At 74.5% G+C, this 22,101-nt stretch carries 22 protein-coding genes; 13 read left to right on the forward strand and 9 right to left on the reverse strand.

Annotated elements, in window-relative coordinates:
• Positions 1-573: hypothetical protein (locus ACYVI6_RS10655; protein WP_460446346.1), on the forward strand; the 573-nt coding region annotated here is incomplete at its 5' end.
• 30 nt (positions 574-603) lie between these two features.
• On the opposite strand, the gene ACYVI6_RS10660 is transcribed toward ACYVI6_RS10655, so the two are convergent.
• Complete coding sequence (locus ACYVI6_RS10660; RefSeq protein WP_460446347.1) at positions 604-1,422, reverse strand: ABC transporter permease; 819 nt, start codon at positions 1,420-1,422, stop codon at positions 604-606.
• Positions 1,419-2,354, reverse strand: coding sequence for an ABC transporter ATP-binding protein (locus ACYVI6_RS10665; RefSeq protein WP_460446348.1), 936 nt, complete (start codon positions 2,352-2,354; stop codon positions 1,419-1,421). The genes ACYVI6_RS10660 and ACYVI6_RS10665 overlap by 4 nt, the downstream gene beginning before the upstream one ends.
• A gap of 163 nt (positions 2,355-2,517) precedes the next feature.
• Here ACYVI6_RS10665 and arr point away from each other — a divergent pair, with 163 nt between their 5' ends.
• Entirely contained in the window at positions 2,518-2,985 is a 468-nt protein-coding gene (gene arr / locus ACYVI6_RS10670) for an NAD(+)--rifampin ADP-ribosyltransferase (RefSeq protein WP_460446349.1), read from the forward strand.
• Between the two features lie 4 nt (positions 2,986-2,989).
• Here the strand turns inward: arr and glgA are convergent, their stop codons facing one another.
• The gene (glgA, locus tag ACYVI6_RS10675) at positions 2,990-4,183 is read right to left on the reverse strand and encodes a glycogen synthase (RefSeq protein ID WP_460446350.1); all 1,194 of its coding nucleotides are present in this window, start codon (positions 4,181-4,183) and stop codon (positions 2,990-2,992) included.
• A gap of 69 nt (positions 4,184-4,252) precedes the next feature.
• On the opposite strand from glgA, the gene glgC reads away from it, so the two are divergent.
• From glgC to serB, 4 genes are all read left to right on the forward strand, one after another.
• The gene (gene glgC, locus ACYVI6_RS10680; protein ID WP_460446351.1) at positions 4,253-5,506 is read left to right on the forward strand and encodes a glucose-1-phosphate adenylyltransferase; all 1,254 of its coding nucleotides are present in this window, start codon (positions 4,253-4,255) and stop codon (positions 5,504-5,506) included.
• Positions 5,507-5,579: 73 nt separating this feature from the next.
• Positions 5,580-7,583, forward strand: coding sequence for a putative bifunctional diguanylate cyclase/phosphodiesterase (locus ACYVI6_RS10685; protein ID WP_460446352.1), 2,004 nt, complete (start codon positions 5,580-5,582; stop codon positions 7,581-7,583).
• Positions 7,584-7,615: 32 nt separating this feature from the next.
• Positions 7,616-8,419: an LLM class F420-dependent oxidoreductase gene (locus ACYVI6_RS10690; RefSeq protein ID WP_460446353.1), complete on the forward strand. Its 804-nt coding sequence runs from the start codon at positions 7,616-7,618 to the stop codon at positions 8,417-8,419.
• 99 nt (positions 8,420-8,518) lie between these two features.
• Entirely contained in the window at positions 8,519-9,745 is a 1,227-nt protein-coding gene (gene serB / locus ACYVI6_RS10695; RefSeq protein WP_460446354.1) for a phosphoserine phosphatase SerB, read from the forward strand.
• 8 nt (positions 9,746-9,753) lie between these two features.
• Here the strand turns inward: serB and ACYVI6_RS10700 are convergent, their stop codons facing one another.
• From ACYVI6_RS10700 to fabG, 5 genes are read right to left on the reverse strand one after another with little or no spacing between them, the layout of a single operon-like run.
• Entirely contained in the window at positions 9,754-10,794 is a 1,041-nt protein-coding gene (locus ACYVI6_RS10700) for a hypothetical protein (protein ID WP_460446355.1), read from the reverse strand.
• A 35-nt stretch (positions 10,795-10,829) separates the two neighbouring features.
• Entirely contained in the window at positions 10,830-11,345 is a 516-nt protein-coding gene (locus tag ACYVI6_RS10705; RefSeq protein WP_460446356.1) for a SixA phosphatase family protein, read from the reverse strand.
• Positions 11,346-11,378: 33 nt separating this feature from the next.
• A complete protein-coding gene (locus ACYVI6_RS10710) occupies positions 11,379-11,936 on the reverse strand; it encodes a GNAT family N-acetyltransferase (RefSeq protein WP_460446357.1) in 558 nt (185 codons plus the stop codon).
• Between the two features lie 31 nt (positions 11,937-11,967).
• Positions 11,968-12,729 (reverse strand): enoyl-ACP reductase FabI, encoded by a 762-nt coding sequence (gene fabI, locus ACYVI6_RS10715; protein ID WP_460446358.1) that lies wholly within the window; start codon positions 12,727-12,729, stop codon positions 11,968-11,970.
• A gap of 1 nt (position 12,730) precedes the next feature.
• A complete protein-coding gene (gene fabG / locus ACYVI6_RS10720) occupies positions 12,731-13,468 on the reverse strand; it encodes a 3-oxoacyl-ACP reductase FabG (protein WP_460446359.1) in 738 nt (245 codons plus the stop codon).
• Between the two features lie 168 nt (positions 13,469-13,636).
• On the opposite strand from fabG, the gene ACYVI6_RS10725 reads away from it, so the two are divergent.
• The 6 genes from ACYVI6_RS10725 (at position 13,637) to ACYVI6_RS10750 (ending at position 19,645) form a co-directional block, all read left to right on the forward strand.
• Positions 13,637-15,148 (forward strand): helix-turn-helix domain-containing protein, encoded by a 1,512-nt coding sequence (locus ACYVI6_RS10725; protein WP_460446360.1) that lies wholly within the window; start codon positions 13,637-13,639, stop codon positions 15,146-15,148.
• Complete coding sequence (locus ACYVI6_RS10730) at positions 15,103-16,065, forward strand: NADPH:quinone oxidoreductase family protein (RefSeq protein WP_460446361.1); 963 nt, start codon at positions 15,103-15,105, stop codon at positions 16,063-16,065. The genes ACYVI6_RS10725 and ACYVI6_RS10730 overlap by 46 nt, the downstream gene beginning before the upstream one ends.
• 80 nt (positions 16,066-16,145) lie before the next feature.
• The gene (locus ACYVI6_RS10735; protein ID WP_460446362.1) at positions 16,146-17,654 is read left to right on the forward strand and encodes a TldD/PmbA family protein; all 1,509 of its coding nucleotides are present in this window, start codon (positions 16,146-16,148) and stop codon (positions 17,652-17,654) included.
• Positions 17,651-19,042: a metallopeptidase TldD-related protein gene (locus tag ACYVI6_RS10740; protein ID WP_460446363.1), complete on the forward strand. Its 1,392-nt coding sequence runs from the start codon at positions 17,651-17,653 to the stop codon at positions 19,040-19,042. The genes ACYVI6_RS10735 and ACYVI6_RS10740 overlap by 4 nt, the downstream gene beginning before the upstream one ends.
• 71 nt (positions 19,043-19,113) lie before the next feature.
• Positions 19,114-19,419 (forward strand): DUF3099 domain-containing protein, encoded by a 306-nt coding sequence (locus tag ACYVI6_RS10745; RefSeq protein WP_460446364.1) that lies wholly within the window; start codon positions 19,114-19,116, stop codon positions 19,417-19,419.
• Between the two features lies 1 nt (position 19,420).
• Complete coding sequence (locus tag ACYVI6_RS10750) at positions 19,421-19,645, forward strand: hypothetical protein (protein ID WP_460446365.1); 225 nt, start codon at positions 19,421-19,423, stop codon at positions 19,643-19,645.
• A gap of 282 nt (positions 19,646-19,927) precedes the next feature.
• On the opposite strand, the gene moaA is transcribed toward ACYVI6_RS10750, so the two are convergent.
• Positions 19,928-20,944: a GTP 3',8-cyclase MoaA gene (moaA, locus tag ACYVI6_RS10755; RefSeq protein WP_460446366.1), complete on the reverse strand. Its 1,017-nt coding sequence runs from the start codon at positions 20,942-20,944 to the stop codon at positions 19,928-19,930.
• A 197-nt stretch (positions 20,945-21,141) separates the two neighbouring features.
• On the opposite strand from moaA, the gene ACYVI6_RS10760 reads away from it, so the two are divergent.
• Positions 21,142-22,098: an SURF1 family cytochrome oxidase biogenesis protein gene (locus tag ACYVI6_RS10760; protein WP_460446367.1), complete on the forward strand. Its 957-nt coding sequence runs from the start codon at positions 21,142-21,144 to the stop codon at positions 22,096-22,098.
• The last annotated feature ends 3 nt before the right edge of the window (positions 22,099-22,101 follow it).

A 22,101-nucleotide genomic window follows, 5' to 3' on the forward strand; every position in this document is an offset into this window, starting at 1 on the left:
CGCGCGGTGCTGCCGGCGCCCGGCGAGGTGCTCGGCCTGCCCGGCCCGCCCGCCGTGAACGCCGAGGCGCTGGAGGCCGGCGAGTGCCTGGTGGCGGTGGGCGGGCCGTTCTGCGCCGTGGTGCCCGAGGTGGCCGAGTTCGGGTCGGCGCTCGAGCCGGGCGCGCAGGTGACCTGGCGGGTGCACGCGGCGGCCGGGCGCGGCGCCACCGACCACGGCAGCGTCGCGGAGGCCGAGCGCGAGCTGCGCGAGGCGCTCGCCCAGGGCATCAGCGCGCTGCAGGACCTCGACGTCGCGCGCTGGCCGGACGACGAGGCGCACCGCATCGACGAGCTGCGGCACGGCGCCGGCCCGGGGCACCTGCTGCCGCCGGGCAGCTCGCCGCGGGCGATCCGGGTCGTCGACCTGGCCTGGCGGGTGCAGGGCATCGCCGAGCTGGCCGGGGCGGACGACGGCGGCTCGGTCTCCGGCTACGAGGCCGGAGCCCGCGCCACCACCCTGCGCCGGCTGTCGTCGGTCGGACGCCGGGCGCTCACCGCCGCCGTGAACGAGGCCGTCGCCCGGCTCGACTGAGCCGGGCGACGGCGCTCGCGGTGCGACCGGTCAGGCGTCGCGGCGGCGCATGAGGCCCGCCCCGACCGCGAGCAGCAGCAGCCACTCGCCGGTGAACCAGGCGTAGCCGGCCCACGGGCTGAGCTGGTCGGGCAGCGGCTGCGCGTTGGTGATCTGCTGGCCGGCGTTCGACACGAAGCGGATCTGGATCGCGTCGCCCCAGTCGCCCGGCAGCAGCCCGGTGAGCGGCGACACGACGAGCAGCAGCGCGACCGCGATGGTGATGGCGGCGGGGGTGTTGCGCAGCAGCACGCCGAGCGCGAAGCCGAACATCCCGCTGCCGACGAGGTACAGCGCCCCGCCGACGACCGCCCGCAGCACCCCGGGGTCGCCGAGGTCGGTGTGGAACTGGTCCAGCAGGAAGAGCCGGCCGATGAAGTACGCCGCGAAGCAGGAGACCAGCCCCAGCACGAACGAGACGACGACGAACGCGAGCGCCTTGGCGCCGAGCAGCCGCAGCCGGTGCGGGGTCGCGGTGAGCGTCGAGCGGATGCCGCCGGTGCTGTACTCGGTCGAGATCACCATCGCGCCGAGCACGGCGATCGCCAGCTGGCCGAAGCCGAGACCGGCGAGCGTGAGGCTCGTGGCGTCGAAGGGGCCGACGTCCTGGCCGTCCTGGACGCCTTGCATGGTGCCCCAGACGGCGAGCATCGAGATGCCGACGGTGACGACGAACGTGGCCAGCAGCGTCCACGCCGTGGAGCGCACCGACCAGAGCTTGAGCCACTCGGCGCGCAGCACGTGCACGAAGCCGTCGGTCGACGGCGGCACCAGGTCGGTGCGGGGACGGGCGGTGGTCGCGGTGCTCACTTGGCCGCCTCCTCGAGGACCGCGGCGGCGGGGGCCTCCGCGTGGTACTGGACGCTGTCGCTCGTCATCTCCATGAACGCGGCCTCGAGGGACGCGTGCTCGGTGACCAGCTCGTGCAGGGTGAGGCCGTGGGCGGCGGCGAGCTCGCCGACCGCCTCGGGCGTGGTGTCGACGACCTTCAGCGCGCCGTCGACGGACGTCGGCCGCAGGCCCTGGCCGGTGAGCAGCTCGGCGAGCTGCGAGAGGTGGGGCGAGCGGACCCGCACGCTGGTGCCGGACGACGCGTCGATGAACGCCTGCGTCGGCTCGTCGCGCAGCAGCCGGCCGCGGCCGATGACGACGAGGTGGTCGGCGGTGACGGCCATCTCGTTCATGAGGTGGCTGCTGACGAAGACGGTGCGGCCCTCGGCGGCCAGCGCCTTCATGAAGTTGCGGATCCAGAGGATGCCCTCGGGGTCGAGGCCGTTGACCGGCTCGTCGAACATGAGCACCTCGGGGTCGCCGAGCATGGCGGCGGCGATGCCGAGCCGCTGCGACATGCCGAGCGAGAAGCCCTTGATGCGCTTGCCGGCGACGGACGACAGCCCGACGAGGTCGAGCACCTCGTCGACCCGGCGGCGCGGGATGCCGTTGCTGAGCGCGAGCGCGCCGAGGTGGGCCCGGGCGGTGCGCCCGGGGTGCACGTCCTTGGCGTCGAGCAGCGAGCCGACGTGGTGCAGCGGCCCCTTGAGCGCGGAGTACGGCTGACCGTTGATCAGCGCCTCGCCGCCGCTGGGGCGGTCGAGCCCGAGCAGCATGCGCATGGTCGTGGACTTGCCGGCGCCGTTGGGGCCGAGGAAGCCCGTGACGGTGCCGGGCCGGACGGTGAAGCTCAGGTCGTCGACGGCGGTGGTGCTGCCGTAGCGCTTGGTCAGGTGCCTGGCCTCGATCATGGGCGGTCTCCCCCGTGGCTGAAGTGTGACGCGACGACCTTTCCACAGCCGACCGACAAGCATCCACGGGGTATCGCCCTGAGCGAAGAGGCTGGCGCTCAGGGTCGCGGTCAGGGTCGGGTCAGGGTGCCCGCGGGCCCGGCGTCCGCGAGAGCATGGCCCGATGAGCACGGACGAGCGCGACGGAGACCGGGTGCCGGTGACGCCGGAGCACCACGACCACGTGGGGGGCCCGTTCCTGCACGGCACCCGGGCGCTGCTCGCACCGGGCGCCGAGCTGGTGCCCGGGCGCGCGTCGAACTTCCAGCCGCAGCGCCTGATGCGGCACGTCTACTTCACGACGCTCGAGAGCACGGCGGCCTGGGGTGCGCAGCTCGCGTCGGCGCTGGCCGGCGACGACGAGCGCGGCCACGTGTACGTCGTCGAGCCGCTGGGGCCGTTCGAGGACGACCCGAACGTGACGGACAAGAAGCTCCCGGGCAACCCGACCGAGTCGTACCGCAGCCGGCACCCGCTGCGGGTCGTCCGCGAGCTCGAGCAGTGGACGCCGCACCCGCCCGAGGACGTGCGGCGGATGCTCGACGGCCTGGCGTCGCTGCGCGAGCGCGGCCTCGACGTCATCGAGGACTGAGCGGCTATGCCTGCAGGGCGGCGCGGTACACGTCGAGCGTGCGCTCTGCGACCGTCGTCCAGGCGAACTCCTCGACCGCACGCCGTCGGCCGGCCAGCCCCCAGGCGCGCGCCCGGTCGACGTCCTCGACGGTCTCGATCAGCGCGGCGGCCAGGTCGGCGACGTAGCGGTCGGGGTCGACCGGGGTACCGGTGCCGTCCTGCACCTGCTCGATCGGCACCAGGCGACCGGTGACGCCGTCGTCGACGACCTCGGGGATGCCGCCGGTGGCGGTGCCGACGACGGCCGTCTCGCAGGCCATCGCCTCCAGGTTCACGATGCCGAGCGGCTCGTAGACCGACGGGCAGGCGAACGCCGTGGCCGACGACAGCAGGGCGACGACGTCCTCGCGGTCGAGCATGCGGTCGATCCACACCACGCCGTCGCGGTGCTGCTGCAGCCCGCCGACCAGCCCGGTGACCTCCTGCATGATCTCGGCGGTGTCGGGCGCGCCGGCGCACAGCACCACCTGCACGTCGGGCGGCAGCTGGGCCACCGCGCGCAGGAAGTACGGCAGACCCTTCTGCCGGGTGATCCGGCCGACGAACACGACCGACCGCTTGTCCGGATCGACGCCGAGCGCGCGCACGGCGTCCGGCCGCTCTCGCCGCGACCACAGCGCGGTGTCGATGCCGTTGTGCACCACGTGCACGCGGTCGGGGTCGACCGCCGGGTAGCTGCGCAGCACGTCGGCCCGCATGCCGGCGCTGACCGCGATCACCGCGGCCGCACCCTCGTAGGCGGTGCGCTCGACCCACGACGACAGGGCGTACCCGCCGCCCAGCTGCTCGGCCTTCCACGGGCGCAGCGGCTCGAGGCTGTGGGCCGTGACGACGTGCGGGCGCCCGTGCAGCAGGCCGGCGAGGTGCCCGCCGAGGTTGGCGTACCAGGTGTGCGAGTGCACGACGTCGGCCCCGGCGCAGTCCCCCGCCATCGGCAGGTCGACGCCGAGCGTGCGCAGGGCGGCGTTGGCGCCGGCGAGCTCGGCCGGGTCGGGGTAGGCCGTGGTGCCGGGCTCGTCGCGCGGGGCGCCGAAGCAGCGCACGCGGACGTCGAGCGCCGGGTCGCCGCGCAGCGCGCGGACCAGCTCGGCGACGTGCACGCCGGCGCCCCCGTAGACCTCGGGCGGGTACTCGCGGCTCAGGACGTCGATGCGCACGCGCCGACCTTAGTCCCGTCGTGTGACCCAGGTCTCGCCGCGCGACACCGTTGCGACTAGGTTCGCGACATGGCCCGACGTCCGCGCAACCCCAAGGTCCTGGCGATCGTCCTGGCGGGCGGTGAGGGCAAGCGCCTGATGCCGCTGACCGCCGACCGCGCGAAGCCGGCCGTACCCTTCGGCGGCATCTACCGGCTCATCGACTTCGCGCTGTCGAACGTCGTGAACTCGGGCTTCCTCAAGGTCGTCGTGCTGACGCAGTACAAGTCGCACAGCCTCGACCGGCACATCACCAAGACCTGGCGCATGTCGAACATGCTCGGCAACTACATCGCCCCGGTGCCGGCGCAGCAGCGGGTCGGCAAGCGCTGGTACCTCGGCAGCGCCGACGCCATCTTCCAGAGCCTGAACCTCGTCAACGACGAGAAGCCCGACATCGTGGTGGTGGTCGGCGCCGACCACGTGTACCGCATGGACTTCAGCCACATGGTCGCGCAGCACATCGAGTCCGGGGCCGGCGCCACCGTCGCGGCCATCCGGCAGCCGATCGAGCTGGCCGACCAGTTCGGCGTCATCGACATCGACCCGGCCGACCCGCGTCGCATCCGCGCGTTCCTCGAGAAGCCGAAGGACCCGGTCGGCCTGCCGGACGCACCGCACGAGGTGCTGGCCTCGATGGGCAACTACGTCTTCGACACCGACGCCCTCGTCGACGCCGTCACCCGCGACGCCGACGAGGAGGACACGAAGCACGACATGGGCGGCGACATCGTGCCGGACTTCGTGTCGCGCGGTGAGGCCGGCGTCTACGACTTCAAGGACAACGACGTGCCGGGGTCGACCGACCGCGACCGCGACTACTGGCGCGACGTCGGCACGCTCGACTCGTACTACGACGCGCACATGGAGCTCGTCTCCGTGTACCCCGTCTTCAACCTCTACAACTACGACTGGGCCATCTACACCGACTACGGCCCGCACCCGCCGGCCAAGTTCGTGCACGGGTGGCACGGCCGCATCGGTCACGCCGTGAACAGCTCCGTCTCCCCCGGCGTCGTCGTCTCCGGCGCGATGGTCGAGAACTCCGTGCTGTCGCCCGGCTGCTACGTGCACTCGTGGTCGACGGTCAGCGACAGCGTGCTGCTCGACGGCGTGCAGGTCGGCCGGCACGCCGTCGTCCGCCGGGCGATCGTCGACAAGAACGTCGTCATCCCCGACAACGCGCGCATCGGCATGGACCCGGAGGAGGACCGGGCCCGGGGGCTGAGCGTCACCGACTCCGGGCTCGTCGTCATCGGCAAGGGCCAGGTCGTCCCGGGCTGACCCGCTGGTCGGTTCGTTCAGGGTCCTGACAGAACCCTCCAGTCGGCGCGCCCGCGCGCCGATGACGAGCAGCATGGGGTCCACAGCGCCGGGCGGCGCCACGCTGCGCCTGTTCGGGCGCTTCGCGGTGCTCAGCCTGCTGCCCGTGGTGGTGCTGGGGGCCCTGCTGGCCCAGCAGTACCGCGGTGAGGTCGAGCGACGCGGCGTCGAGGCCGGTCGCGAGCAGGCGCAGGCGATCGGCCGGCTGCTCGACGAGGTGGTGCTCGACGACGGGCCGCTGCCCTCGACCCTCGGGACGCTCGAGCACGAGCGGCTGCGGCTGCTGTCGACCTCCGAGACCGCCGGCGGCCACCTGGCCAGGCTGCGGCTGCGGGGTGCCGACGGCCGCGTCGTGTTCGCCGACGGCCCGGACGCCGGGGCCTCCGCGGGGACGCCGGACGACGAGGCGCTCGAGGCGCTGCGGGGCGGTGCCAGCGCCGAGCTGACCCGGCTGAACGCCGACAGCGACGACTCCGGACCGGTCGGGCAGCGCGTCGTCGAGAGCTACGTGCCGCTCGTCGACCCGCTCACCGGCTCCGCGCGCGGCGTCCTCGAGGTCTACGTGCCGTACGACCGGATCGCCCACGAGCTGGACGCCGGGCTGCACCGCCTCTACCTGTCGCTGGCCGCCGGGCTGGGCCTGCTCTACCTCGTGCTGGCGGGCATCTCCGCCTGGCTGACGCGACGCGTCACCGCGCACGCCGTCGACCTGCACCACCTCGCCGAGCACGACCCGCTCACCGGGCTGCCGAACCGCACCCAGCTGCGCCGGCTCGTCGGCGAGCAGGCCGCCGCCGCCGCGCGGGGCGGCCGGGGCGGCGCGGTGGTGCTGCTCGACCTCGACCGCTTCCGCGAGGTGAACGACACGCTCGGCCAGCGGAACGGCGACCTCCTGCTGCGGCGGCTGGGTGACCGGCTGCACGCCGCGGTGCGCGACGGCGACGTCGTGGCCCGGCTCGGCGGCGACGAGTTCGCCCTCCTGCTGCCGGGGCTGCCCGACGAGGCGTCGGTGCGTGCGCTGCTCGACGACGTCCGCACCGCGGTCGAGGCCGAGCTCGTGCTCGCCGGCCTGCCGCTCTCGCTGCGCGCCAGCCTCGGCGTCGCGCTGCTGCCCGCCGACGGACGGGACGCCGACCAGCTGCTGCAGCGCGCCGACCTCGCCATGTACACCGCCAAGCAGCAGCACAGCGGCGTCGCGTTCTTCGAGCCCGCCATGGACGACCACGACGCCGAGCGGCTGGCACTCGTCGCCGAGCTGCGCCGCGCCATCCAGCGCGACGAGCTCGTGCTGCACTACCAGCCGCAGGTGCACCAGCCCTCCGGAGCGGTCGAGACCGTCGAGGCGCTGGTGCGCTGGCAGCACCCGACGCGCGGGCTGCTCGGGCCCGACCACTTCGTGCCGGTCGCCGAGCAGACCGGCCTCGTCGACGAGCTGACCCGCTGGGTGCTCGACGAGGCGCTCGAGGAGCTCGGCCGGCTGAGCGTCGACGCCCCCGGGCTGACCGTCGCCGTCAACGTGTCGGCGCGCAGCCTGCAGCGCGCCGAGTTCCCGTCCGTCGTGCTCGACGCGCTGGCGCGGGCCGACGTGGCGCCCTGCCGCCTGCTGCTGGAGATCACCGAGACGGCGCTGGTCACCGACGCCGTGCAGGCGACCGCCGTGCTGGCCGAGCTGCACGCCGCCGGCCTGCGACTCAGCCTCGACGACTTCGGGCAGGGGTACACCAGCCTCGGCCAGCTGCGCGGCCTCCCGCTCAGCGAGCTGAAGATCGACAAGAGCTTCGTGCTCGGCATGCTCGACAGCGCCAGCGACGCCGCCATCGTGCGCTCCGTCGTCGAGCTCGGGCACAACCTCGGCATGTCGGTGGTCGCCGAGGGCGTCGAGACGCCGGAGGCCCTGCAGCGCCTGCGGTCCATGGGCTGCGACGTCACCCAGGGGTACTACTTCAGCCGGCCGCTCCCGGCGCCCGCGCTGCAGGCCTGGCTCGGCCACCGCGCCGCCGACGCGCACGTCGCGACCCTGCTGACCCCCTCGACCTGACCGCGCCCGCTCGCGGGTGCACACTGCCGCTCATGGCAGACCCCGTGACCCACCAGCAGCACCGCCCGGTCCGCATCGGCGTCCAGCTGCACCCGCAGCACGCCGAGTGGTCCGACATCCGCCGAGCCGTCGTCGCCGCCGAGGAGGCGGGCGTCGACATCGCCTTCAACTGGGACCACTTCTACCCGCTCTACGGCGAGCCCGAGGGCAAGCACTTCGAGTGCTGGACCATGCTCGCGGCCTGGGCGGAGGTGACCGAGCGCGTCGAGATCGGCGCCCTGGTGACCTGCAACAGCTACCGCAACCCCGAGCTGCTCGCCGACATGAGCCGAACCATCGACCACATCAGCGGCGGCCGGCTGATCCTGGGCATCGGCGCCGGCTGGTTCGAGAAGGACTACGACGAGTACGGCTACGAGTTCGGCACCGCCGGCTCGCGGCTGGCCGACCTCGGCGAGGCGCTGCCCCGCATCGAGTCGCGTCTCGCGAAGCTGAACCCCGCGCCGACCCGGCACATCCCGGTGCTGATCGGCGGCGGCGGCGAGAAGAAGACCCTGCGCCTCGTGGCGAGGCACGCCGACACCTGGCACGGCTTCGGTGACCCCGAGGTCGTCGAGCGCAAGGTCAGGATCCTCGACGAGTGGTGCGCCACCGAGGGCCGCGACCCCGCCGACATCGAGCGCTCGTGCGGCGTCGAGGGCGGCCCCGAGCAGACGGCGCAGCAGCTGCACGACCTCGGCGTCCGGCTGTTCACCATCGGCCTGAACGGCCCCGACTACGACCTCGGCCCGCTGCGCGACTGGCTCGCCTGGCGCGACCAGGTGAACGCGTCCTGACGGGCACGATCGTGGCAACGGCCTTCGCTCCGGCGAAGGCCGTTGCCACGATGCGGGCCTCGCGGCCCCAGTACCCGCGTGCCCGCTAGCCTTCGCGACGTGGTCGAGGTCCCCCCGCGCAGCGCCGACGTCCCGACCCTGCTGGTGACGCTGAGCGGCGACGACCGCCCGGGCGTCACGTCGGCGCTGTTCACCGCGCTGGCCGGCACCCCCGCGACCGTGCTGGACGTCGAGCAGGTGGTCGTGCGCGGACACCTGACCCTGGCGGTGCTGCTGGCGACGGACGGCGACGATCGGGTGCGGGCGGCGGCGCTCGACGTCGCCGAGGAGCTCGACATGAAGGTGCGCTGCAAGCGCGGCACCGGCGAGGGCCCCGGCCGTGCGGGGGGACGGCTGCACGTCACCCTGCTCGGCGCGCCGCTGACGCCGGCCGCCGTCGCCGCGGTCGCCCGGCAGGTCGCGGCCCAGGGCGCGAACATCGACCGCATCCGCCGCATCTCCCGCTGGCCGGTGACGACCGTCGAGGTCGACGTGTCGGGCGGCGACGTGCCGAGCCTGCGCCGGGCGGTCGCCACCGAGGCCGGGCACCTCGGGGTCGACGTCGCGGTCTCCCCCGCCGGCCTGGCCCGCCGCGGCCGCCGCCTCGTCGTCATGGACGTCGACTCCACGCTCATCCAGGACGAGGTCATCGAGCTGCTCGCGGCGCACGCCGGTCGCGAGGCGGAGGTCGCTGCCGTCACCGAGCGGGCGATGCGCGGCGAGCTCGACTTCGCGCAGAGCCTGCACGAGCGGGTGGCCGCACTGGCCGGGCTCGACGTCGCGGTGCTCGACGACGTGCGCGCCGCCGTCCGCCTGACGCCGGGCGCCCGCACCCTGGTGCGCACCCTGAAGCGGCTCGGGTTCACGGTGGCGCTCGTGTCCGGCGGGTTCCTCGAGGTCGTGCAGCCGCTGGCCGACCTGCTGCACGTCGACCACGCGCACGCCAACCGGCTCGAGGTGCGCGACGGCCGGCTCACCGGGCGGGTGCTCGGCGACGTCGTCGACCGCGCCGGCAAGGCGGCTGCGCTGCGCCGCTTCGCCGAGGCCGAGGGCCTGCCGCTCTCGCGCACGGTGGCCATCGGCGACGGCGCGAACGACCTCGACATGCTCGACGCCGCGGGCCTCGGCATCGCGTTCAACGCCAAGCCGGTGGTGCGCGAGCAGGCCGACGCCTCGGTCACCGTGCCGTTCCTCGACGCGGTGCTCTACCTGCTCGGCATCCCGCGCGAGGAGGTCGAGGAGGCCGACGCCGCCGACGGCCTCGACCCCGCCGATTCGCTTCCCTGAGGTCCGCCTCAGCTGTCGGCCGCCCGGAAAGAGACCGCGTCCGGCCGAAGCGCGACAAGTGCCTCGAGCACGGTCTCCGTGTTCAGACCCCAGTTGCTGAAGAGCACCCACGTCTCCTCGGCCGAGTGCACCGGTTCGTCGAGGAACCACCGCTTCCGACGTTCCTCTGCCTGCTGATGCCGCGTCCGAAAGGCCTGCCAGAGCTCTTCACCGGTCAGCACACCCGGCACCGAGCGGAACTTCGATCCCGGTAGCGCCGACGCCAGTGCTTCGACGGGGACGCCCGACTCGGCGAGTGCGTGGACCATCCGGAGGATCGCGCGCCTCTTGGGCAGAGCCTCCGACGGTCCGGACGGGGTCACGACGACGTACTTCGTCAGGTCGAACCCTTGCGCCTTGCTCTCGCGGGCAGCCGCTTCCCGTCGCTTCAGACGGACGGTGAGCTCCTCGGCCTCGGGAAGGGGGATCACCTGCTGCACGTCGAGGAGCAGCCGGCCATGGAGCTTGTAGGGTGAGAGACGAACGCAGCGGATGTCCATGCCGTAGAACTCGTTGAGCCAGAGAACGGTGGTCGTGACCTCTTGGCTGAAGTCGGCGGAGGCGAGCACGATCCCGACCTCGCGGCTGACGACCGGCTCCTCACCGTCCGGGGTGTCCAGCCAGTCGAGCAGCCGCTCGCGTGCCTCGACCTCGTCGAGACCCTCGGCACTGACGTGGCGGGCGTACGTGGCCGTCAGGTCGTCGAAGGTCATCACGGACACCATGGCGGCGTATCGCAGAGCCTGGAGCTCCATGTGACCGCCGTCCTCGGTGCGCTTCAGCTCCACCACGACCAGCCGTGCCGAACGGTCGACGCAGAGCAGGTCGATGCGTCGGTGCGTCGCTTCGAAGTCGCCGAACTCTTCGGCGACCACGAGCAGGTCCTGGCCGAGCACGTCGACGCGCTGCCTGATCGCAGCCTGCAGGTGCGTCCGCTCGAGGACGTGCTCGGCGGCGAACGTGGTGCGCGTCACCGGAGCGAGCACACCGTCGCTGAGATCGAAGAGCATCGCGAGACTCTACGCACTCGCAGCGTCGCTCTCGACTAGCGCGGCACCGCGAACGCGGTCAGGCGGGCGCCCATCGGGGCGAGGGCGTCCCACGGCACGTCGACCTCGAGCAGCGCTACGCCGCTGGTGGCGAAGCCCTCGCCGAGCAGCTCGACGGCGTCGGGGTCGCTGGAGTCGTCGGCGAGCGCGGTGGTGAGCATCGACTGGGTCGGCTCGTGGCCCACCACGGCGAGGCGGCGGACGTCGGGGTCGACCTCGCGCACGGCCTGCAGCAGCCGGCCCGGCTGGGCGAGGTACAGGTCGGCGCGGTCCTCGACGGGCGGCGCCACGAGCAGCTGCTCGGCGGCGAGCTGCCAGGTGCGCGCGGCCCGCACCGCGGTCGAGCAGAGCACCAGGTCGAGCTGCACCCCGTGCGTGCGCAGCCACGACCCGAGCGCCGCCGCGTCCCGGCGTCCGCGGGGCGACAGGTCGCGCGCGTGGTCGTCGCCACCGGGCGGGGCCGCCTCGGCCTTCGCGTGCCGGACCACGACCAGGGTGCGCGACGACGACATGCGCACACGATAGGGCGGGTGCAGAGCGTGGGCTCAGACCCGCAGCGGGCGCTGCGCCAGCACCTGCTCCTCGCCGAACTCCTCGAACCGCTCGCGCTCGGTGAACCCGTTGCGCCGCAGCAGGTGCAGCGACCGCTCGTTCGCCGCCTGCGTCACGACGACCACGTGGTCGTCGTCGACCAGCGGCGCCAGCCAGGCGAGCGCGGCCTGCACCGCCTCGCTCGCCAGGCCCTGCCCCCAGCGCGCCGGGTCGAGCAGGTACGACAGCTCGACCTCGCCGAGCCCGGACGCCGCCGTCGACGTGCGGTGCCCCGGCCGACCGGGCCCGCGGCGGGCGAGCTGCAGCGACCCGAACGCCGTGTCGTCGGCGCGGTCGCACACCATGAACGCGCCCGGCTCGACCGGCAGCGGCCCCCGCGCCGCCTGCTCCAGGACGGCGAGCGGCACCGGCCCGCCCAGGTGCGCCTTGGCCACCGGGTCGCACTCCAGGCGCAGCACGAGGGGCAGGTCGTCGGCGCGCATCGGCCGCAGTCGCAGCCGCTCGGTCTCGATGGTCTGCGGCCACGGGACGTCGAGCGTGACCACCGCCACGGCCGACCTCCCCTGCTCGGTACCTCTGGTGCTACTGCCCCATGGCGTGCACGCCGCCGTCGACGTGCAGCATCTCGCCGGTCGTCGCCGGGAACCAGTCGGAGAGCAGGGCGCAGCAGGCGCGGGCGGTCGGCTCGGCGTCCTGCACGTCCCAGCCGAGCGGCGCGCGCTTGCCCCACGTGTCCTCGAAGGTGGAGAACGCCGGGATGCTCTTGGCCGCCGTGGTGCGGATCGGCCCGGCCGCCACGACGTTGACCCGCACGCCCTTGGGGCCGAGGTCGCGGGCCAGGTAGCGCGACGTCGACTCGAACGCCGCCTTGGCGACGCCCATCCAGTCGTAGACCGGCCAGGCGAAGCGGGCGTCGAAGGTGAGGCCCACGATGCTGCCGCCGTTCGGCATGAGCGGCAGCGCCGCCACCGACAGGGCCTTCAGCGAGTACGCCGACACGTGCAGCGCCGTCGCGACGTCGTCCCAGCCGGCCTCGAGGAAGTCGAAGGCCCCCTGCGGCGCGAACCCGATGGAGTGCAGCACGCCGTCGAGCCCGTCGACGTGCTCGCCCACCCGCTCGGCCAGCGTGCGCAGGTGCTCGTCGTCCTGCACGTCCAGCTCGACCACCGGCGGCGTGACGGGCAGCCGCTTCGCGATGGTGCTGGTGATCTTCATCGTGCGCCCGAAGGAGGTCAGCACGACCTCGGCGCCCTCCTGCTGGGCGATGCGCGCCACGTGGAAGGCGATCGAGGAGTCCATGAGGACCCCGGTGACCAGCAGCCGCTTGCCGTCGAGCAGTCCCATGTCAGTGCCCCATCCCGAGTCCGCCGTCGACGGGTACGACGGCACCGCTGACGTACGCCGCGTCGTCACCGGCGAGGAACCGGATGACGCGAGCGACCTCCGTCGCGGTGGCGAACCGCCCGGCCGGGATGGCCGAGCGGTAGCTCTGCTGCTGCGCCTCCGGCAGCACTGCGGTCATCTCCGTCTCGACGAAGCCCGGGGCCACGACGTTGGCGGTGATGCCGCGCGCACCGAGCTCGCGGGTGACCGAGCGGGCGATGCCCACCAGCCCCGCCTTGCTCGCCGCGTAGTTGACCTGCCCGGGCGCGCCGTAGAGGCCGACGACGCTCGAGACCAGCACGATGCGCCCGCGGCGCAGCCGGATCATGCCCTTCGACGCCCGGCGCACGCAGCGGAACGCGCCGGCCAGGTTGGTGTCGATCACCCGGTCGAAGTCGTCGTCCGACATGCGCATGAGCAGGCCGTCGGCGGTGACGCCGGCGTTCGCCACCAGCACCTCCACCGGCCCCAGCTGCGCCTCGACCTCGGTGAACGCGGCGTCGACCGACGCGGTGTCGGTGACGTCGCAGCGCACCGCGACGGCGCCGGTGCCGGCCAGCTCGTCCGGCAGCACGCCCTGCCTGCTGGCCACCGCGACCCGGTCACCCGCCTGCGCGAACGCCTGCGCGGTCGCCAGGCCGATGCCGCGGTTGCCGCCGGTCACCAGGACGACGCGCCCCTGTGCCTCGCTCGTGCTCATGGGGGCGAACGCTATCGGCTCCGCGGGGTGCGACGTGTCGCGAGCGGGCGCGGTGCCCCCGTCGGACGGGTGCGCGTGGCACGATGACGGCGGCGCTCGAGCCCGTGGCGCCGCGACCGTCGGAGCGCCACCCGGCCCTGCCACCCGGCCCTGCCACCCGGAGCCCGCATGGCCACCGAGGCCCCCGCGCGCCCGTCGTCCCCCACCGGTCCGCGCCGCGTCACGACGTCCGACCCCGAGGTCGCGAACGACCTCATCAGCCGCCGCTACAGCCGGTTCCGCCCGGCCGGGACGTCCGGCGACGCCCCGTTCTCGTTCGGGCTGACCTGGACGACGACCAGCGCCCTGGCCGCCGACCGGTTCGAGTACGACGGCCACGTGGTCGCCGAAGCCGAGCCGGTGCCCGCGCTGACCGTCATCCGCCCCCTGGCGGGCCGCTGCTCCGTGCAGGCCCGTGGCAGCGAGGTCGAGCGGCTGCTGCCCGGCTCGGTGATGCTGCTGCCGACCCGGCGCGACTACACCGCCGTGCTCGACCACCTGCACGAGCAGGTGCTGCGCCTGCCGCGCTCGACGGCCGAGGCGCTCGCGGCCGAGCGGTGCGGCGAAGGGCACCGGCTGCGGCTCGACGGCCTGCGGCCGGTGTCGCCCGGGGCCGAGCGCGCGTGGCTGGGGGTGCAGGACCTGGTGCACGGCATGCTGCTCGACCCGGACGAGACGCTGGGCGCCCACGAGCTGCTCGCCCACCAGACCGCGCGCTTCGTCGCCGCCGCGCTGCTCGCCGTGTTCCCGAACAGCACCATGCGCGCCGACCCGATGTCGGAGGCGCCGGCGGGCAGCGCCACCGTGCGTCGCGCGACGGCGTACATCGAGGAGCACGCGGACGAGCCGCTGACCCTCCTGCAGCTCGCAGCCGTGGCCGGCGTCGGCGCGCGCGCCCTGCAGGCGGCGTTCACCCGGCACGTGGGGACGACGCCCACCGCCTACCTGCGGCGGGTGCGGCTGGCCCGGGCGCACGACGAGCTGCTGGCCGCCCGGCCAGGGACGGCGTCACGGTCGCCGAGGTCGCCGCCCGCTGGGGGTTCGGCAACCCCGGCCGCCTCGCCGGCGACCACCGCGCGGCGTACGGCGAGCTCCCGACCGCGACGCTGCGAGGCGCCACCCGGACGTAGCGCCGGGTCGTCCCGGTCAGCGCGGCCCGGCGTCCGCTCGGTGCAGGCTGCGCACGACGCGGCGCACGTCGACCCAGCGCCCGGCCGCGATGCCGCGGCAGATCTCGGCCACCTCGCCGTCGTCGACGGCCAGGTCGCGCAGCCCGCAGCGCCGTCGCAGCTCGGCCTCGAGGTGCTCGGCGTCCTCGCCCGCGTGCTCGAAGCGCACGTGGTTGGCGATGCCCTGCAGCATCCGCAGGCGCTCGTCGGCCACCGCCTCGGTCCAGATCGGATCCGGCTGGTGGCTCGTCATGCCCCTGATCGTGACTGCGCGCGCCGGGCTCGTGCAAGGAGCCTTGACTCACGAGTGCGGCTGTCGGACATCGGTTCTCGCTTCTCGGACAGTCCAGCCGTCATGACAACGGTGCCACACCGCGACGTCGCCGGCCCCGGACGTCGGCTGCCCGGCCCCGGTACCCTCCGGCCGTGCGCGGCATCCAGATCACCGAGTTCGGCGGACCCGAGGTCCTGACCCTCCACGACGACCTGCCCGAGCCGGCGACCGACGGCCTCGTGCGCGTCGCCGTCACCAGCGCGGGCGTCAACTTCGCCGACACCCACCAGGCCGAGGACTCCTACCTCGCGCCGCAGACCCTGCCGCTGGTGCCCGGCGCCGAGGTCGTGGGCCGCACCGACGACGGACGACGCGTCGTCGCGCTGCTGGCCGGCGGCGGCGGGTACGCCGAGGTCGCCGCCGCGCACCCCTCGGTGGTCTTCGACCTGCCGGACGCCGTCGACGACGCCACCGCGCTGGCGCTGGTGCTGCAGGGCACCACCGCCTGGCACCTGCTGCGCACGTCGGCACGCCTCGCGGCCGGCGAGTCCGTCGTCGTGCACGCGGCGGCCGGGGGCGTCGGCACGATCGCGGTGCAGCTCGCGAGGACCTTCGGCGCCGGCCGGGTGATCGCCACCGCCTCGACCCCCGAGAAGCGGCAGCTCGCGCTCGACCTGGGCGCCGACGTGGCTGTCGACGTGTCGGGCCTGGACGACGCCGCCGCCGTGCGCGACGCGCTGCGCGAGGCGAACGGCGGGCGGGGCGTCGACGTCGTCCTCGAGATGACGGGTGGGCCGGTGTTCGACGGCTCGCTGGCCGCCCTGGCCCCGTTCGGGCGGGTCGCGGTGTTCGGGATGGCGGGGCGGGTGCCGCCCGCGCCGGTGCAGGTGCCGTCGCTCATGGCGCGCTCGACGTCGGTCGTCGGCTTCTGGCTGGTGCACGTGCTGCGCCGGCACGGCGGGCTGCGGCCGGCCATGGAGGAGCTGCTCGCGCTGGCCGCCTCGGGTGGCCTGCGGGCGGTCGCCGGCGGCGACTACCCGCTCGCCGAGGCCGCCCGCGCGCACCGTGACATCCGCTCGCGCGGCACCGTCGGCAAGCTGGTGCTGCGGGTCTGAGCGTCGTCGTCGGTGGCCGCGGGTAGGGTCGCCGAGGCAGCCGCGCCCGTGCCGGGGGCGGCTCGACGAGAGGGGTCGCCGTGGCACGTCAGGTCGACGAGGACTTCCGCGGGCTGCCGCTGCAGGCGCTGGCCGACGCCGCGCTGCAGCGCGCCGGCGAGCTGGGTGCGGAGCACGCCGACCTGCGGGTCGAGCGGGTGCGCGGCGCCGACGTCCGGGTGCGCGACGGGCAGCTGGCCGGTGGCGGCGACGCGACGCAGTCCGGCCTCGCGGTGCGGGTGGTCGTCGACGGCACGTGGGGCTTCGCGTCCGCGGCCGACCTGACGCCCGAGGCCGCCGTCCGCGCGGCCGACGACGCCGTGCAGATGGCCCGGGTCTCGCGGCCGCTGTCGACCGAGCGGGTCGAGCTGGCCGACGAGCCGGTGCACGTCGGCGAGTGGGTCTCCTCGTACGCGGTCGACCCGTTCGACGTCCCGCAGTCGCAGCAGGTCGAGCTGCTGCAGGCGTGGTCGCGCGAGCTGCTGTCGGCCGGGGTCACGCACGTCGACGCCGAGTGGGGTGCGGTCAAGGAGCAGAAGTTCTACGCCGACCTCGCCGGCACCCGCACCACCCAGCAGCGCGTGCGCGTGCAGCCCGTGCTGACCGCCGTGCTGGTCACCGGCGACGGCGTCGAGACGATGCGCACCCTGGCACCGCCGGCCGGTCGCGGCTGGGAGTACCTCGCGGGCACCGTCGACGAGGGCGCCTGGGCGTGGGCCGACGAGCTGGCGCAGCTGCCCGAGCTGGTCACCGAGAAGCTCAAGGCGCCGTCGGTGCAGGCGGGTGAGTACGACCTGGTCGTGCACCCGAGCAACCTCTGGCTCACCATCCACGAGTCGATCGGGCACGCGACGGAGCTCGACCGCGCACTCGGCTACGAGGCGGCCTACGCCGGCACCTCGTTCGCCACGCCCGACGGCCTCGGCACCCTGCGCTACGGCAGCGACCTCATGCACGTCACCGGCGACCGCACCGTCGAGCACGGCCTGTCGACCACCGGGTGGGACGACGAGGGCGTGGCCACGCAGTCGTGGGACATCGTGCGCGACGGCACCCTCGTCGGGTACCAGCTCGACCGCCGGATCGCCGCGCTCACCGGCGCCGGGCGCTCGAACGGGTGCGCGTTCGCCGACTCCCCCGGGCACGTGCCGATCCAGCGGATGGCGAACGTCAGCCTGCAGCCGGTCGCCGACGGTCCCAGCACCGACGAGATCATCAGCGGCGTCGAGCACGGCATCTACGTCATGGGCGACAAGTCCTGGTCGATCGACATGCAGCGCTACAACTTCCAGTTCACCGGCCAGCGGTTCTACCGCATCGAGCACGGGCGCCTCACCGGCATGCTGAAGGACGTCGCCTACCAGGCCACGACCACCGACTTCTGGGGCTCGATGGCCCGGGTCGGCGGCCCCGGCACGTGGGAGCTCGGCGGTGCCTTCAACTGCGGCAAGGGCCAGCCCGGGCAGGTGGCGGCGGTCAGCCACGGCTGCCCCACCGCGCTGTTCACCGGCGTGCGCATCCTGAACACCACCGAGGAGGGCCAGGCGTGAGCGGCACCAGCGTCTTCAGCGTCGACCCCGCCGAGCTGGCCGAGCGGGCCGTCGCCGCCGCGACCGACCCCGTCGTGGTCGTCGTCAGCACGGCGTCCGAGGCCAACCTGCGCTGGGCGTCGAGCACCCTCACCACCAACGGCCTGACCAGCTCGCTGTCGGCCACCGTCGTGTCGGTGCACGGGGGCGACCGCGTGGGCATCGTCAGCCGCGACGGCGTGCAGCCGGGTGAGGTGGCCGCGCTGGTCGCCGACGCCGAGCGCGCCGCCCGCGCCTCGTCCCCGGCCGAGGACGCCGCCGAGCTGCTCTCCGGCTCGGCCGACGACGGCTTCGGCGAGGCGCCCGCCGAGGTGCAGGCCACCGACCTCGCCCGGCTCGCCGACCAGCTCGGCGCGGCCTTCGACGCCGCACGCTCCGGCGAGCACGAGCTCTTCGGGTACGCCGAGCAGACCGCCTCGACCACGTACCTCGCGACGTCCACCGGCATCCGGCGCCGGTTCGTGCAGCCCGCCGCGGTGGTGCAGCTCAACGGCAAGTCGCACGGCCGCACCCGGTCGGCCTGGGCGGGTGGCGCCGCCACCGCGCTCGACGCCGTCGACGTCAGCGGGCTCGTCGGCGAGGTCGTCACGCGGCTCGGCTGGCAGGCGCGCCGCGTCGAGCTCGACGCCGGCCGGCACGACACCGTGCTGCCGCCGTCCGCCGTCGCCGACCTGATGCTCTACGCCTACTTCAGCGCCGACGCCCGCTCCGCCCACGAGGGCCGGTCCGTCTTCGGCCGCCCGGGCGGGGGCACGCGGGTCGGCGAGCAGCTCACCGAGATGCCGCTCACCCTGCGCAGCGACCCGACGGCGCCCGGCCTCGAGTGCGCGCCCTACGTCGTCACGACCGCGAGCCACGACGGCGCCTCGGTCTTCGACAACGGCCTGCCGATCGGCCCGGCGTCCTGGATCGACCGCGGGCGGCTGGCCGCGCTGCCGACCACCCGGCACACCGCCCGGCTCGCCGACCTGCCGGTCACCCCTGGCGCGGGCAACCTGCTGCTCGAGGCCGACGGCGGCACGGGCGGCGCCGACGACCTGGTGCGCGGGCTCGACGACGGCCTGCTGGTGACCTGCCTCTGGTACATCCGCGAGGTCGACCCGCAGACGCTGCTGCTCACCGGCCTGACCCGCGACGGCGTCTACCGCGTGCAGGGCGGCGAGGTCGTGGGCGCGGTCACCAACTACCGGTTCAACGAGTCGCCCGTCGGCATGCTCTCGCGGGTCGAGGCCGCGGGTGCCACCGAGCGCACGCTGGGTCGCGAGTTCGGCGACTACGCACCGCGCACCGCCGTCCCCGCGCTGCGGGTGCGCGGCTTCAACTGCTCGAGCGTCAGCCAGGCGTCGTAGGGCTCGTGGCGCTGGCGCGATCCGCGATGGCTGGGCGGTCGGCGCCGCCCGCGCGGGCGTACCGTGCTCGGGTGAGACACACCCACGCGCCCGCTCCCGAGGTGCACAGCATCACCGGTGCGCAGACGTCGCTCGACGACGACCTGCACGGCCGCATGAAGCGCTACCTGGTCTCGATGTCGGTCCGCACCCTGTGCTTCGTGCTGGCCGTCGTGTTCACCGGCTGGCTGCGCTGGACCTTCGCCGCAGCGGCGATCATCCTCCCCTACGTCGCGGTGGTGGCCGCGAACGCCGGCCGCAGCCGCCCCGACCCGCTCGTCGGGTACGTGCCGGCCGAGCGCGCCATCGAGGGCGGCCAGCGCCGCCGCATGGACTGACGTGCCAGCGCCCGCCGGGCTGCGCTGCTCGGCGCGCGGCTGCCACGCCGCGCCGTCCTGGGCGCTGCGCTGGAACAACCCCTCGCTGCACGAGCCCGCACGCCGCAAGACCTGGCTGGCCTGCGACGACCACCGCGAGCACCTGAGCGACTTCCTCACCCTGCGCGGCTTCCTCCGCGAGGTCGAGCCCGCCCCCGTGGTCGCCCCCGCACCCCCCACCGCCTGACGCCGCACCACCCCGCCGCGGCGCCCGCTCCCGCCGCACCCGTCCCCCGCCGAGTTGCCACTCCTGTGGCACCGGGGCCCTCTTCATGCCCCGGAAGTGGCAACTCGCCGCGTCGGTGCGCCCGGCGTCGGGCCCCCTCCTCCGCCGTCCCCTCGTGCCGAGATGCGACTCGTGGTTGCTCGCAGGCGCGGTCGGGCAACCACTGCTCGCAACTCGGCGGGGTGAGCCACCTGCCCGGGCGTCGGCCACGAGTGCGAGCCTGCCCGAGCGGCAGGTGGTGCGTCAGCCGCCGATGGCGGACATGGGGCGCTGCGGCTGCAGGAAGGACGGGTCGTCGATGCCGTGGCCGGCGCGCTTCGACGACACGAGGCGCCGGACGAGCACGGCGAGCGTCTCGTCGTCGACCCCGGACCGCAGGGGGCCGCGCAGGTCGTCCTCGTCGCGCGCGAACAGGCACGAGCGCAGCTGCCCGTCGGCGGTGAGCCGCAGCCGGTCGCAGCTGCCGCAGAACGGCTGCGAGACGCTGGCCACGACGCCGACCGTGGCCGGCCCGCCGTCCACCAGCCACGTCTCGGCCGGGGCGCTGCCCCGCTGCCCGGGTGGCGTCGACAGCGTGAAGCGCTCCGACAGGCGCTCGAGGATCTCGGCCTGCGTGACCATCGCGTCGCGCTGCCAGGCGTGCTGGGCGTCGAGCGGCATCTGCTCGATCAGCCGCAGCTGGTACCCGCGCTGCAGGCACCAGTCGAGCAGGTCGGCGACGTGCTCGTCGTTCACGCCGCGCATCGCGACCGCGTTGACCTTCACCGGGTGCAGCCCGGCCGCGGCCGCCGCCTCGAGCCCGCGGACGACGTCCGGCAGCCGGTCGCGTCGCGTGAGCCGGTGGAACGCCTCGCGGTCGACGGTGTCGAGCGACACGTTGACCCGGTCGAGCCCGGCGTCGGCCAGCGGCCCGGCGAGGCGGTCGAGACCGAGGCCGTTCGTCGTCATCGCCAGCTGCGGGCGCGGTGTCAGCGCCGCCAACTGGGCCACCAGGTCGGGCAGTCCGCGCCGCAGCAGCGGCTCGCCGCCCGTCAGCCGCACGGTGCGCACGCCGAGGTCGACCGCGACCCGCACGATGCGTGTCAGCTCCTCGAACGTCAGCAGCTCGGCGCGCGGCAGCCAGTCGAGCCCCTCTGCCGGCATGCAGTACGTGCACCGCAGGTTGCACCGGTCGGTCACCGACACCCGCAGGTCGCTGTGCACCCGCCCGAAGCCGTCCGCGAGCGGCAGCACCGCCGGGTCGCGCACCAGGTCCGTCACCGCCTCATCGTACGGACTCCAACGGTCAACCGCTGGACGATGCGCCCCCGCCACCCGGACGCCGCACCCGACGAGCTGCCACTTCCGGGGCACGGAGCACCCGCCCGGACCCCAGGAGGTGACAACTCGGCAGCAGGTGGCGGGAGGCGAGCGGGGCGGGACGTCGGGGCGGTGCGGCGCCGGGATACCGTCGAGGGGTGACGTCCGGGGCCTCGACCGCGACGCCGAGGCGGCAGCCGGCGGCGTCGGTGCGGACGGCGCCGCTGAGCACGGCAGAGACCGTCGGGTTGTGGGCGCTGGCCCTGGTGTTCGCGGTGGCGTGCGCGTTCCTCGGGCGCTGGCAGTGGCACCGGTACGAGGCGAAGCACGAGAAGTCGGACCTCGTCGAGCGCAACACCGCAGCGCGGGTGGTGCCGCTCGAGGAGCTGCTGCGGCCACCCGCCCGAGGCGGCCCCACGACGTTCGACCCGCAGCTCACCTACCGGCGCGTCGAGGTGGCCGGGCGCTACGACGTCGACCGCACGCTGCTGGTGCGCAACCGGCCGCACGACGGCGGCACCGGGCAGCCGACGTACGGGTACGAGGTGCTGGTGCCGCTGACCACGGCCGACGGCACGACCGTGGTCGTCGACCGCGGCTGGATCCCCGGCGGCACGCAGGGCGACCGGCCGGGCGACCGGCCCGACGCGGTGCCGGCCGCGCCGGGCGGCGACGTGCGGGTGACCGTGATGCTGCGGCGCGGCGAGCCGCCGCGCGCCGGCACGCTGCCGGCCGGTCAGCTGGCGACGATCGACCTGCCGGAGGTGGCGCGGCTGGCCGGCCTGCCCACCGGGTCGGCCAGCCCGCTCGTGCCGGCGTACGGCGCGCTGCTCACCGAGCAGCCCGGCCCCGCCACGGCACCCGCGCCGCTCGACCCGCCCGAGGTCGACGGCGGCGAGGGCGTGAACTTCTCGTACGCGGTGCAGTGGCTGCTGTTCGCGACGCTCGGGCTCGGGTTCCCGCTGTGGCTGCGCCGGCACCGCCTGCGGCTCGCAGCCGACCGGCTGGAAGCGGCCGACACCGTCGACGGCGACCCCGCCCCGGCACCGCGGCCGGCGCGCCCGAGACGCCGTCGCATCTGGGACGCCGACGACGAGGACGATCTGGGACAGTAGGAC

The organism is Angustibacter aerolatus, assembly GCF_054776675.1.